Annotated in this window: 8 protein-coding genes and 1 tRNA gene; 6 read left to right on the forward strand and 3 right to left on the reverse strand. The window is 74.8% G+C overall.

What is annotated here, in order from left to right:
* Nucleotides 1-79: 79 nt before the first annotated feature.
* Nucleotides 80-152: transfer RNA gene (locus IH44_RS0109765), tRNA-Arg, on the reverse strand.
* A gap of 672 nt (nucleotides 153-824) precedes the next feature.
* On the opposite strand from IH44_RS0109765, the gene IH44_RS0109770 reads away from it, so the two are divergent.
* Nucleotides 825-2,729 (forward strand): FAD/NAD(P)-binding protein, encoded by a 1,905-nt coding sequence (locus IH44_RS0109770; RefSeq protein ID WP_030459054.1) that lies wholly within the window; start codon nucleotides 825-827, stop codon nucleotides 2,727-2,729.
* Complete coding sequence (pcaB, locus tag IH44_RS0109775) at nucleotides 2,726-4,264, forward strand: 3-carboxy-cis,cis-muconate cycloisomerase (protein WP_369794924.1); 1,539 nt, start codon at nucleotides 2,726-2,728, stop codon at nucleotides 4,262-4,264. Before IH44_RS0109770 ends, pcaB begins: the two co-directional genes overlap by 4 nt.
* A gap of 133 nt (nucleotides 4,265-4,397) precedes the next feature.
* Here the strand turns inward: pcaB and IH44_RS0109780 are convergent, their stop codons facing one another.
* Nucleotides 4,398-4,847, reverse strand: coding sequence for a 4'-phosphopantetheinyl transferase superfamily protein (locus IH44_RS0109780; RefSeq protein ID WP_051816721.1), 450 nt, complete (start codon nucleotides 4,845-4,847; stop codon nucleotides 4,398-4,400).
* Between the two features lie 289 nt (nucleotides 4,848-5,136).
* On the opposite strand from IH44_RS0109780, the gene IH44_RS0109785 reads away from it, so the two are divergent.
* From IH44_RS0109785 to IH44_RS0109800, 4 genes are all read left to right on the forward strand, one after another.
* Entirely contained in the window at nucleotides 5,137-5,937 is an 801-nt protein-coding gene (locus IH44_RS0109785; protein WP_369794925.1) for an ABC transporter ATP-binding protein, read from the forward strand.
* A complete protein-coding gene (locus IH44_RS46395) occupies nucleotides 5,931-8,372 on the forward strand; it encodes an FtsX-like permease family protein (RefSeq protein ID WP_030459058.1) in 2,442 nt (813 codons plus the stop codon). Before IH44_RS0109785 ends, IH44_RS46395 begins: the two co-directional genes overlap by 7 nt.
* A gap of 185 nt (nucleotides 8,373-8,557) precedes the next feature.
* Nucleotides 8,558-9,319 carry a polyprenol monophosphomannose synthase gene (locus IH44_RS0109795; protein WP_030459059.1) on the forward strand — a complete coding sequence of 254 codons (762 nt, stop codon included), beginning with the start codon at nucleotides 8,558-8,560 and terminating at the stop codon, nucleotides 9,317-9,319.
* A 73-nt stretch (nucleotides 9,320-9,392) separates the two neighbouring features.
* Nucleotides 9,393-10,298: a YhjD/YihY/BrkB family envelope integrity protein gene (locus IH44_RS0109800; protein WP_030459060.1), complete on the forward strand. Its 906-nt coding sequence runs from the start codon at nucleotides 9,393-9,395 to the stop codon at nucleotides 10,296-10,298.
* Between the two features lie 105 nt (nucleotides 10,299-10,403).
* Here IH44_RS0109800 and IH44_RS0109805 read toward each other — a convergent pair whose 3' ends face one another.
* Entirely contained in the window at nucleotides 10,404-12,758 is a 2,355-nt protein-coding gene (locus IH44_RS0109805) for a D-alanyl-D-alanine carboxypeptidase (protein ID WP_051816722.1), read from the reverse strand.
* Nucleotides 12,759-12,786 lie beyond the last annotated feature (28 nt).

Genomic DNA, 12,786 nt, shown 5'->3' on the forward strand with positions numbered 1-12,786 from the left:
AAGGCGCCGCCGACGGCGAACGGACGCCGGGCGCGCAGAAGCCCCCGGCCGGGTGGGCGGGGGGCTTCTGGGCTCGCTGTGCCCCAGACAGGAATCGAACCTGCGACACCGGCTTTAGGAGAGCCGTGCTCTATCCCCTGAGCTACTGAGGCGGGGCCTGCCGAGAATGTTGCCAGAAAACCGGAACAGAAGTCTCTGGTGACAAGGGCGGACCGATGACAGCCTAGCGGATGCGGCCCAGTGCCCTGCCGTACTCCTCGGCTGGCCTCCCGAGCACGGCTGCGACCTGCAGGTACGCCGCGCAGACCGTCGGTCCAAGGACTGCGGTCGACGCCGGGCTCGTGACAGCACCGACCGGCGCCCCCGCGACCCGGCCCGACCTGCCCCGGCCCGGCCCGGTCCGGTCCGTGGTGTCTCGGCCCGTGGTTCCCCCTTGCCGCAGCGACCCCCCGCACCCGCGGTGGCGCTGCGTCGGCCGCGTTGCCCCAACGGGCTGCGGCTCGGCGGCCGCCCACCGTTCGAGCACGTCAAATGCCCTTTCGGGCAAGGGAGTTCGAGGCCACATTGACGGAGGAGCAGCCAGCTGGCCATACTCCAAAAGGTCTGGACCAAACACGGTTGACGGCACACCCTCTCCACCCGCACCTTGCAAGATTTCCGCAGCAGGTACACAAGGACAAGAGGGAGCCCCTGATGGGGAACATCTGCACGACTCCGGCGGAGCCGGAAGTCCACCCGGATCGCCGGACGGTCCTCGGAGCGCCCCGCACCGGACCCGAGGCGGACCGCGCCGTACCGGCCGGCCGGGCGTGGTGACGCCGGACATGACGAGGACCCGTATGCGAGTGGCCCTGGTGGGCGCCGGCCCCCGCGCCCTGTCCGTGCTGGAACGGCTCTGCGCCAACGAGCGGGCCGCCCCGTCCCGGCGCCCGCTGACCGTGCACCTGATCGACCCGGACCCGCCGGGGGCGGGCGCGGTCTGGCGCACCGACCAGTCACGGCACCTGCTGATGAACACCGTGGCCTCCCAGGTCAGCGTGTTCACCGACGACAGCGTGCGGATCGACGGCCCGGTCGAGCCCGGACCGAGCCTGTACGAGTGGGCCCGGTCGCTCTCCGGGGCCGAGCCCGAAGTGCTCGCCGAGGCAGCCGCGTTGGGCCCGGACTCCTACCCCACCCGGGCCTTCTACGGCGCCTACCTGCGGGCCGTGTTCCAGCGGCTGGTCGAGCGCGCCCCGCGGCACGTCGCGGTCCGGGTGCACCGCTCCCGGGCCGTCGCCCTCACCGGTGGGGAGACGCAGCAGGTCCGGCTGGCGGACGGCAGCACGGTCGGCGCCCTGGACGCGGTGGTGCTGGCCACGGGGCACGTACAAACCGTGCTCGGCACGGAGGAGCGGCGGCTGGCCGACTCGGCGGCGGCGCTGGGGCTGGGCTACTTCCCGCCGGGCAACCCGGCCGACGCCGACCTGAGCACCGTGCGGCCGGGTGAGCACGTCCTGCTGCGCGGCCTCGGGCTGAACTTCTTCGACCACCTCGCGCTGCTGACCGAGGGCCGGGGCGGCGCCTTCACCCGCGAGGACGGCCGCCTCGTCTACCGCGCCTGCGGCAAGGAGCCGGTGCTGTACGCGAGTTCGCGGCGCGGCGTGCCCTACCAGGCCCGCGGCGAGAACCAGAAGGGCCCCTACGGACGCCACTTCCCCCAGTTGCTCACCTCCGAGCACGTCAACGAGCTCCGCCGGCGCGGCATCCCGCTCGACTTCCGCCGCGACCTGTGGCCGCTGATCGCCCGCGAGGTGGAGGGCGTGTACTACGGGGCGCTGCTGGACGCCCGCGACCGCGCGGCCGACCGGGAGCCGTTCACCGAGCTCTACCTGGCGGCCGAACTGCCGGAGCGGCGGGCCGAACTGCTGCACGCGTACGGCATCGACCGGGCGGACCACTGGGACTGGGAGCGGCTGTCCCAGCCGTACGCGGACCGGGAGTTCGGCGACCGGGCGGAGTTCCGGTCCTGGCTGCTGGAGTACCTCTCCCAGGACCTGTCGGAGGCCCGGACGGGCAACCTCCGGGGCCCGCTGAAGGCGGCGCTGGACGTGCTGCGCGACCTGCGCAACGAGATCCGGATCGCCGTCGACCACGGCGGCCTGGACGGCGACTCGCACCGCGACGACCTGGAGCGCTGGTACACCCCGCTGAACGCGTTCCTGTCGATCGGCCCGCCGGCCTCCCGGATCGAGCAGATGATCGCGCTGATCGAGGCGGGCGTGCTCGAACTCACCGGCCCCGGGACCACGGTGAGCATCGACGCCGGCCGGCGGGCCTTCGTCGCCCGCTCCGGCCGGGTGCCGGGGCCGCCGGTCCTGGCCACGGTGCTGATCGAGGCCAGGCTGCCCGAACCCGACCTGCGCCGGACCGCCGACCCGCTGCTGCGGCACCTGCTGGACACCGGCCAGGCCGCCCCCTACCGGGTGCCGGGCACCGGCGGCCACGAGACCGGGGGGCTGCACGTGACCGCCCGCCCGTACCGGGTGGTCGACGCCGGAGGACGGGTGCACCCGCGCCGGTTCGCCTACGGCGTGCCCACCGAGGGCGTGCACTGGGTCACGGCCGCCGGCATCCGTCCCGGGGTGGACTCCGTGACCCTGGGCGACTCGGACGCGATCGCCCGCGCCATACTTGCGCTCCGGCCCGCGGGGCACCGGGAAGCCGACAGGATAGGAGCCAGCGCGTGACATCCGAGACCGTGCCGTCCGAGGCGGGAACGGAGGCCCGGGCGGAAGCGGAGGCCCGGGCGGGAGCGGAGACCCGGGCAGGAGCGGAGGCCCGGGCAGGAGCGGAGGCCCGGGCAGGAGCGGAGGCCGAGGCGGGAGCGGAGGCCGAGGCGGAGGCGGACACCGGACTGCTCTCGCCGGTCCGGGCCGGCACCCCGGTGGAGGCCGCCGTCGGCGACCGCGCCTGGCTCCAGGCGATGCTGGACGCCGAGGCGGCGCTGGCCCGGACGCAGGCCGGACTCGGTGTGGTGCCGGGCCCGGCGGCCGAGGCGATCACCGCCCTCGCCCGGGTCGAGAACTTCGACGTCCGGGCGCTCGCCCTGGCCTCCCGGGAGACCGCCAACCCCGTGGTCGGCCTGGTCCGGGCGCTGACCGAGCTGGTGGCGGCCGAGCACCCGGAGGCGGCGGAGTACGTCCACTCCGGCTCGACCAGCCAGGACATCCTGGACACCGGGGCGATGCTGGTCGCGTCCCGCGCGCTGCGGATCATCCGGGCGGACCTGGCACGGGTGGCCGGGGCGCTCGCCGCCCTGGCCGCGGCGCACCGTTCCACCCCGATGGCCGGGCGCACCCTCGCCCTCCAGGCCGTGCCGACCACCTTCGGCCTGAAGGCCGCCGGATGGCGGCAGTTGGTGCTGGACGCCGACCACCGGCTGGCGCTGGTCGAGCGGAGCGGCCTGCCGGTCTCGCTGGGCGGCGCGGCCGGCACCCTGGCCGGGTACCTGGAGAACGCCCTCGCGGCCGACCCGGCGACCGCCGACGACCCGGCCGCCTACCTGGAGCGCCTGGTCGACGCCTTCGCCGCCGAGACCGGCCTGGCCCGGCCGGTCCTGCCCTGGCACGCGCTGCGGACCCCGCTCGCCGACCTGGCCGCCGCGCTCGCCTTCACCACCGGGGCGCTCGGGAAGATCGCGGTCGACGTGCAGGTCCTGACCCGGACCGAGATCGGCGAAGTCGGCGAGCGGCCGGTGGCCGGGCGCGGCGCCTCCTCGGCCATGCCGCACAAGCAGAACCCGGTGCACTCGACGCTGATCCGCAGCGCCGCGCTCCAGGTCCCGGTCATCGCGGCCGGTCTGACGCAGTGCCTGGTCACCGAGGACGAGCGCTCCGGCGGCGTCTGGCACGCCGAGTGGCAGCTGCTGCGCGAGGCCCTCCGGCTGACCGGCGGCGCCGCGCACACCGCCGTGGAGCTCGCCGACGGCCTGCAGGTGCGGCCCGAACGGATGGCGGCGAACCTCGCCCTGACCGGTAGTCAGATCGTCTCCGAACGCGTCTCCGCCGTCCTCGCCCCCCTGCTCGGCCGGGCGGCCGCCCGCGCGCTGTCCTCCCGGGCCGCCGCGACCGCCGCGGACACCGGCCGGGAGCTCGCCGACGTCCTCGCCGGACTCCCCGAACTGAAGGAGCTGTTCACCCCGGAAGCACTGGCGGCGCTCTGCCGCCCCGAGGACTACCTCGGCGCGGCCGGACCCCTGGTCGACCGGGCCCTGCGCCCCTGACCCGTCGCCGGCCCGCCGCGCCCCCGCCTCCGCCCCCGCCCCCGGGCCGCCGACCGGCGGGAGCGGAGCAACGGGCGCGGCCCCCGGAGGGGGTTCCCGGGGGCCGCGGTGTTTCCGGTGGTGGTGCGGGGGGTCAGCTCCAGTCGTGGGTGTTCGGGGAGGCGACGGCGGTGACGGTCGGGGCGGTCAGCTCGGGGTCGATCCGGGGCTCGGCCTCCAGGTCGACGCCGAGCGGGCGGTCCTCGCTCACGCCGAGCAGCCAGAAGCCGTCCGCGCGGGAGAGGTTGAAGGTCAGCCGGGTGGCGGGCCAGACCACGGCGGGCGGGCCGTGGGCCGGGTCGGCGCACTCCGGGCAGAGGGTGCGGCCCGGCCGCACCTCCCCGGCCTCGACGCCGAGGTAGCCGCCCAGGATCCGCCGCAGCCCGACGTGGGCGGCCGTGCAGGAGGCCGCGGCCCGGTCGCGCAGCAGGCGGACCCGGTTGCGCTCGGCGCTCGACAGCACGGCCGGGCCGCGCTCGTCGACGTCCTCCGGAACGCCCAGCCGGATGTCGGCGGCCCCGGCCGGGAAACGCTGTTGGCTCACTTCCTCACCCCTGTCCAGCGAGGGCGGTGCCTCGGCGGCCCACCGGTCTCGCAAGCCGGTTCGAACAGCGGCCAGCCTGGTGAGCGGGGCTATACGGGCGCTATCGGGCACCCATCGCACCGGGGGCCGCGGGGGCCGGCCCGGGGGACGGGCGCGAAGTGGCCGGATCCATGGATGCGGTACAGCCCGGTGTCGTAGAAGTAGGAGCCGCGTGCTTTCCGGTCAGGTCCGGGGTACGCCGGCCCGGAGCGCCCCAGCGGGCTGACGCACTTCTACCAAAGGCGGAAATGTGTTCGACAAGAAGAGCGGCGGGCCCGACGCCCCGCTGACCGGCTCCGCCGTCGTCAGCCTGTCCGCGGCACGCAAGAGCTACGGCACCGGCGACAGCCGGGTCACCGCACTGGACGACGTCACCCTGGACTTCCCGGCCGGGACCTTCACCGCGATCATGGGCCCCTCCGGCTCCGGCAAGTCCACCCTGCTGCAGTGCGCGGCCGGCCTGGACCGGGTCGACTCCGGGCGGGTCTCGCTGGCCGGCGCGGACCCGGCCGGCATGTCCGAGAACGCCCTCACCAAGCTCCGCCGGGACCGGATCGGCTTCATCTTCCAGTCGTTCAACCTGATCCCGGCGCTGACCGCCCGGCAGAACGTCGAGCTGCCGCTCAAGCTGGCCGGCGTGCGCCCCGACCCGGCCGAGGTCGAGAAGGTCCTCGCCGGGGTCAACCTGACCGGCCGCGCCGGGCACCTGCCCAGCGAGCTGTCCGGCGGCCAGCAGCAGCGGGTGGCGATCGCCCGCGCCCTGGTGACCCGCCCCGAGGTGCTGTTCGCCGACGAGCCCACCGGCGCCCTGGACACCCGCACCTCGCGCGACGTGCTGGCCCTGCTGCGCCGGATCGTCACCGAGAACGGGCAGACCATCATCATGGTCACCCACGACCCGGTCGCCGCCTCCTACGCGGACCAGGTGGTCTTCCTCGCCGACGGCCGGGTGGTCGACAAGATCACCGGCCCGACCGTGGAGGCCGTGGCGAACCGGATGGCGCACCTGGAGCCCGAGGACGCGACCGACCTGGAGGGCACCCCGTGCTGAGCATCGCCCTCGCCACCGTCCGCACCCGCTGGGTGAGCTTCGTCGGCGCGTTCATCGCGCTGGCGCTCGGCACCGGCATGATCGCCATGATGGCGCTCGCCCTGACCGCCACCATCGGCACCCCGCACGAGGGCCCGCAGCGCTTCGCGAAGGCGCAGACCGTGGTGGTCCCCGCCGACCCGCGCGGCGACCCGATGGAACTGCCCGCCGCGCTCCCCGACACCGCCGCCGCCAAGGCCGCCGCGGCCGGCGCAGTGGTCGAGGACCGCACCTTCGACGCCCCGTGGAAGGGCGGCCCGTCCGACGCGGTCGGCCACGGCTGGTCGTCCGCCGCGCTCACCCCCTACGCGCTGAGCGCCGGCCGGGCCCCGGCCGCCCCGGACGAGGTGGTGCTGACCGGCGCCGCCGCCGACCGGGTCGGCGGCACCGTGCTGGTCTCCACCCCGGCCGGCCCGCACCCGTACACCGTCACCGGCGTCGCCCCGGCGACCTGGTTCGAGGACGCGGTGTTCTTCACCGACACCGAGGCCGCCCGGCTCTCCCCCGCCGTCAACGCGCTCGCCGTGGACGGCGGCGCCGCCGCCGTGCGCTCAGCCCTCGGCGCGGGCCCGCTGGTGCTGTCCGGCGCCGACCGCCAGCAGGCCGACCCGGACCCGTCCGGCGGCGCGGACGCCCTGATCAACGCCCAGTCGATGGCCGCGACCACCGGCGGCATCGCGGTCTCGGTCGCGGTGTTCATCGTGATCGCCACCTTCGCCTTCGTGGTCGAGCAGCGCAGCCGCGAACTGGCGCTGCTGCGGCTGGTCGGCGCCACCCCGAAGCAGGTCCGCCGGATGGTGGTCGCCGAGGCCGGGCTGGTCGGCGTGGCCGCCGCCCTGGTCGGCTGCGTGCTGGGCCCGATCGGCGCCGGCCGGCTGAACAGCTGGATGCTGGACAACGACGTCGCCCCGAGCTGGTTCCACATCGGCCTCAACCCGGTCCCGCTGGTGATCGCCTTCCTGATGGGCGTCGGCTCGGCGCTGCTCGGCGCGGCCGCCGTCGCGGTGCGCGCCTCCCGGGTCCGCCCGGTCGCCGCGCTGCGCGACGCCGCCGCCTCCAGCCGGGCGATGACCCCGGTCCGCTGGGTGCTCGGCGTCGGCCTGCTGGTCGCCGCCGTCGCCACCGGCTGGAGCATCGCGGGCGACAGCCCCACCTACGCGGTCAACCCGCGCAAGTACGGCATGGTGCCGCTGCTGTACGTCGGCGGCCTGGCGCTGCTCGCCCCGGTGCTGCTGCGGCCGGTCGCCCGGATCGCCACCTGGCCGCTGTCCCGGTTCGGCGCGGGCCCGCTGATCGTCCGGCAGAACACCCTGAACGGGCGCCGCCGCACCGCCGCCACCGTCACCCCGATCGTGGTCGCGGTCGGCCTGACCGCCGCGATGATCTGCATGCAGGCGGCCGGCGACCACACCAAGATCGACCAGGTCCGGCAGCAGACCCGGGCCGACTACCTGGTGCTGCCCGCCGCGGGCAAGACCCTGGACCGCTCGGCGACCGCGGCCCTGGCCGACCTGCCGGGCGTGCGGGCCGACGTGGTCTCCTCCGCGCACGTCTACATCGGCACCGAGGACGGCCAGGTCGTCGACTCGCTGAACGGCCAGGCCGTCGCCCCGTCCTCGCTCGGCGCGAACGGCGTCCTGCACCCCCGGGTGCTGGAGGGCTCGGTCGACGACCTCGGCGACGACTTCATCGTGGTCGACCGGAAGACCGCCGACGGCAACGACCTGGTGCTCGGCCAGACCCTCACGGTGTGGATGCCCGACGACACCTCCACCAAGCTGCGGATCGCCGCGATCGTCCAGACCGGCCTGGCCGGCGACGACACCTACCTGTCCGCCGCCAAGGCCTCCGGCGCCCGCCCCGCCCGCGCCTGGCTGCGCTTCGACGCCGGCGCCACCCCCGACTCGGTGGCCGCCGCGCTCAAGAACCAGGCCGTCCGGGTCGCCCCCGTCCCGGTCTACTACGACACCCTGAAGGCCAAGCTCAAGGAGGACACCAGGACCGCGGCCACCGTCATCCTCGGCATCTCGGTCGGCTACTCGCTGATCTCGGTGGCCAACACCCTGGTGATGGCCGCCGCCGGCCGCCGCCGCGAACTCGCCTCGCTCAACCTGGCCGGCGCCACCCGCGGCCAGATCCTGCGGGTGATCGCCGCCGAGGCGCTGCTGGCCACCGTGATCGGCACCATCCTGGCCGCGGTGGCCGGCGCGGCCGTGGTCCTCACCCAGCGGCTGTCGCTGACCAAGCTGGTCGACGGGGCGGCGACCGTGCTGCCCTGGGGCTCGACCTGGCAGGTCGTGGTGCTGTGCGCGGTGACCGCGGTGACCGCCGCCGTGCTGTCCGCCCGGCACACCACCCGCGGCCGGGCCGTCGAACTGGCCGGCACCCGCGACTGACCGCCCGCCCGGCCCGGCACCCCCGGACGCCGCCGCCCGCACCGCGCCCGCCGCGGTCCGGGCGGCGGCGTCCGCCGCTGCGGCCCCACGACCGGTGGCCCGGAGCACCCCGCGCGGTGCCCTACCGTGGGAGGTGGCGCCCCCGGGCGCCGCCCCGGCCAGCCGCTCCAGAAAGGCACCCCCCTGTGAGCTCCTCCCCGGAGACCCCGTTCGCCGGACTCGGCAGCATCCTGGTGATCGTCCCGACCTACAACGAGGCCGAGAACGTCGAACGGATCGTGTCCCGCGTCCGCGCCGCCGTCCCCGAGGCGCACGTGCTGGTCGCGGACGACAACAGCCCGGACGGCACCGGCAAGCTCGCCGACGCCCTCGCCGCCGACGACGACCACGTCAAGGTGCTGCACCGCAAGGGCAAGGAGGGCCTCGGCGCCGCCTACCTGGCCGGCTTCCGCCTGGGCATCGACGAGGGCTACGACGTGCTGGTCGAGATGGACGCGGACGGCTCGCACCAGCCCGAGGAGCTGCCCCGGCTGCTGACCGCGCTGCGCAGCGCGGACCTGGTGCTGGGCTCCCGCTGGGTGCCCGGCGGCGCGGTGGTGAACTGGCCGAAGTCCCGGCTGCTGCTCTCCAAGGGCGGCTCCACCTACTCCCGGCTGATGCTGAACGTGCCGATCCGGGACGTCACCGGCGGCTACCGGGCCTTCCGCAAGGAGACCCTGCTCGGCCTCGGCATGGAGCAGGTCGCCTCGCAGGGCTACTGCTTCCAGGTCGACCTGGCCTGGCGCGCGGTCAGGGCCGGCTTCAAGGTCGCCGAGGTGCCGATCACCTTCGTGGAGCGCGAGCACGGCGCCTCGAAGATGAACCGCAGCATCGTGGTCGAGGCGCTGTGGCGGGTCACCGCCTGGGGCGTGGGCTCCCGGGTCGCCGGGCTCACCCGGAAGAAGTAGGCGGCCGCCCTCCCCCTCCGCCGGCCGGTGACGATGGAAGTTCCCGTCCGGCGGAGCATGCGGAGGTTGCGGCGTGACCGAATCACTGCGACGGGCGGAGCAGGACCCCGCCCCCCGGCGCCGGGAGTCCGCCCGGGAACGGGCGGCCCGGTACGCCGAGTCCGCCAAGGGCGCCCCCGAACGGATCCCGCTGATCGGCCGGGCCGTCAGCAACCTGATCCGGGTCAACCTGCTGGACAACGCCACCCGGCTGGCCGCCCAGGCGTTCCTCTCCGCGCTGCCCGCCCTGCTGGTGGTCGCGGTGTTCGCCCCCGCGTCGCTCAAGCACAGCATCACCGGCTCGCTGCGCGAGCAGCTCGGCCTGCAGGGCCCCGCCCAGCAGCAGATCCAGCAGCTGATGAACGCCCCGCACGACGACGGCGCCAGCCAGAGCTTCGGCGTGCTCGGCGTGCTGGTCACCCTGGCGTCCGCGACCGCGATGAGCCGGGCCCTGCAGCGGGTCTGCGAACGGGCCTGGGAGATGCCGAAGAACAGCGCCCGGCTGGCGCTGTGGCGCTGGGTGGTGTGGCTGCTGGTCTGGCTGGTGTTCCTGGTCGTCCAGGTCCCGCTGCGCAAGGGCTTCGGCGCCGGCCTGTGGCTGGGCGTCCCGCTGACCTTCCTGGTCTCCTCCGCCGTCTGGTGGTGGACCCAGCACCTGCTGCTCGGCGGCCGGATCCGCTGGTACCCGCTGCTGCCCGGCGCCCTGCTGTGCGGCGTCGGCGAGGTCGCCCTCGGCATCGCCTCCAAGGTGTGGCTGCCGCACGCGATGAGCTCCTCGGTCGGCAAGTTCGGCCCCTACGGCGTGGTGTTCACCGTCCTGTCCTGGCTGATCACCCTGTTCGCCGCCGTCACCCTCGCCCTGGTCCTGGGCCGGGTCGTCGCCGAGGAGCCCTCCGTCACCCGCTACCTCGGCACCCGCACCGAACCCGGCCGCTGGTAGCGCCCTCCCCGGCCGCTGGTAGCGCCCTCCCCCGCCGCGAACGCCGGAGCGGCCCGGACTCCCCGTCCGGGCCGCTCCGCCGTTCCGTTCCACTGCCGCCGGGTCCTAGCCCAGGCGCAGCAGCCGGGAGCCGATGGACGCCGGGGCCAGGTCCGACTTCAGGGTGACCGGCACCTCGACCCGGCCGTCCCCGTCGCCCGCCGACAGCGTGCCGACCTGGGTGCCGGCCGGCAGGGTGTGGGCGATCTTCCCGACCGGGGTCAGGGTCAGGTGCGCGGTGATGCCGTTCCAGCCCGCGACGGTCAGCGCCTTGGCCGCGACCACCGGCACCTTCCCGCCCACGCCGTCGTCCACGTAGCCGACCACCTGGCCCTGCTCGGCCAGGGTCTGCCCGGCCAGCGCGGCCTGCGCGGCCACGTTGATCCGCTGGCTCGGCGGCTGCGCGGCCCGCACCAGGCTCATCTCCTCCTTGGTCTGCGGCTGGCCCAGCGTCACGCCGACGATCATCCGCTGCACGCCGCCGACCTCCTTCACCGCCGCCCACATCAGGCAGGACTGCGCGGGCGTCGAGGAGCCGGTCTTGCCGCCGATGATGCCGTTCTTGCCCAGCAGCGCGTTGGTGTTGAAGATCCGCTGGCCGTTGAACCGGGTGTCCGGCTCCGCGACGACCTGCTTGAAGATCTCCAGCTGCATGGCCTTCTCGGCCACCTTCAGCTGGTCCTTCGCGGTCGACTTGGTGTCGTTGTTGTACCCGGCCGCGTCCGCGTAGGTGGTGTTGGTCATGCCGAGCTGCGCGGCGGTGGCGTTCATCTTCTTCACGAACTCCTCCTCACTGCCGGAGTCCCAACGCGCCAGCAGCCGGGCCACGTTGTTGGCCGACGGCAGCATCAGCATCTCCAACGCCTCGTACTCGGTGAGCTGCTGGCCCTCCGTCAGCGTCACCGTCGACTCGTCGTTGTTGCCCGACTCCTGGGCGGCCGCCTTGTCCACCGTCAGCACCGGGCCGCTCTCCCCCTTCTTCAAGGGGTGCGCCTGCAGGATCAGGTACGCGTTCATCACCTTGGTGACGGACGCGATCGGCACCGGCTTCTCCTCCCCCGACGACCCCAGGCTGCCCACGCCCACCACCTCGGCGGCCGCCTGCCCCTTCGCCGGCCACGGGATGTTCGGCTGCTCGCCCCCGAAGGTGAACGAGTCCGCCAGCGACAGCTTCGCCTTCGGCGCCGGCAGCGGACGCAGCAACTGCGCCGCGACCAGCACGCCCAGCACCACCGCCAGGAAGACGCCCCAGATCGTGATCCGCTTCACCGCCCGCCGCAACGGCGTCATCGGACGGGCACTCAGCGCCTTCAGCACCTCCAGCGCCTCGATGGTGCTCTCCGGCCCCGGCGGGGGCGCGACCGGCAGCGGCGGAGGCGGCGGCGGAGCGGTGGGCGCGGCAGCGGCAGCGGGAACAGGCCCCGGAGCGGGCTTCGCGGCCGGCACGGGGACGGGCTTCGGCTCCGCGGCCGCCTCGGGCTTCGGCACGGCCACGGGCTTCGTGGGTGCCTCGGACTTCGCAGCCGTCTCGGCCTGGGGCTCGGGCTTCGGCTCGGGCTTCGGCTCGGGCTTCGGCTCGGCCTTGGACTCGGCCTTGGGCTCGACCGCGGGCTTCGCGGGTGCCTCGGACTTCGCAGCCGCCTCGGGCTTCGGCTCGGCCTTGGGCTCGGCCTCCGCGGCCTCCTTGGGCAGCCGGAGCATCACGGTCCGCTCGGGACGGTCCTTGTCGACCCGCAGCGTCATCGTCGGCTCGGGCTTCGCGGCCGCCTCGGACTCGGCACCGTCCTCGGCCTCGGCGTCGTCCTCGCCCTCAGTCTCGGCCTCGGCCTCGGCTTCTGTTTCCGCCTCGCCCTTCTCCGCCGCCGCAGCGGACTTCGCCAGGTCCGCCATCCGCAGCGTCATCGTGGGCTGCGGCCCGGCCGGAGCGTCCGCAGCCTCACCCTCCTCGGCCTTGGCGTCTCCCTCGTCCTCAGCCTCGTCCTCTTCTTCTTCCGCCGGCAGCTCCGGCACCCGCAGCATCATCGTCGGCTCGGGCTTCGCCGCAGCCCCCGACTCCGCCTTGCCCTCGTCCGCCTCTTCTTCCGCCGACGGCTCGGGCTCCGCCTCGTCCGTCTCCTCTTCCTCCGGCAGCTCCGGCGCGCGCAGCGTCATGGTCGGCTGCGGGCCCTTCGGGGCGGATTCCGTCTCGGATTCGGGGGTGTCCTCGTCCCGAGGGGTGGGACGGGGGTCGGTGAGGGCGGCGCTGGATTCGGGGAGGTCGGCGGGGAGGCGGAGGGTCGTGGTGCGGGTGTCCGCATCGCGGACGCGCAGGTGGACGGTGCTGTTGCCCGTGGCGCGCTCGCCGGGTTCGCGCGGGGTCTCCTCGGTCTCGGCCGACCGCTCCTCGCCGTCGTGCCGCTCGCTCTGCGGGGACTCGCCCACGTAACCCACTCCTCCTCGTCCGCCCGGC

It is taken from the genome of Kitasatospora sp. NRRL B-11411 (assembly GCF_000721345.1).
Classification (GTDB): domain Bacteria; phylum Actinomycetota; class Actinomycetes; order Streptomycetales; family Streptomycetaceae; genus Kitasatospora; species Kitasatospora cineracea.

Excerpts from the sequence above, each read along its gene's own strand:
- IH44_RS0109770 (WP_030459054.1), top strand. The coding sequence starts at position 825 with ATGACGAGGACCCGTATGCGAGTGGCCCTGGTGGGCGCCGGCCCCCGC.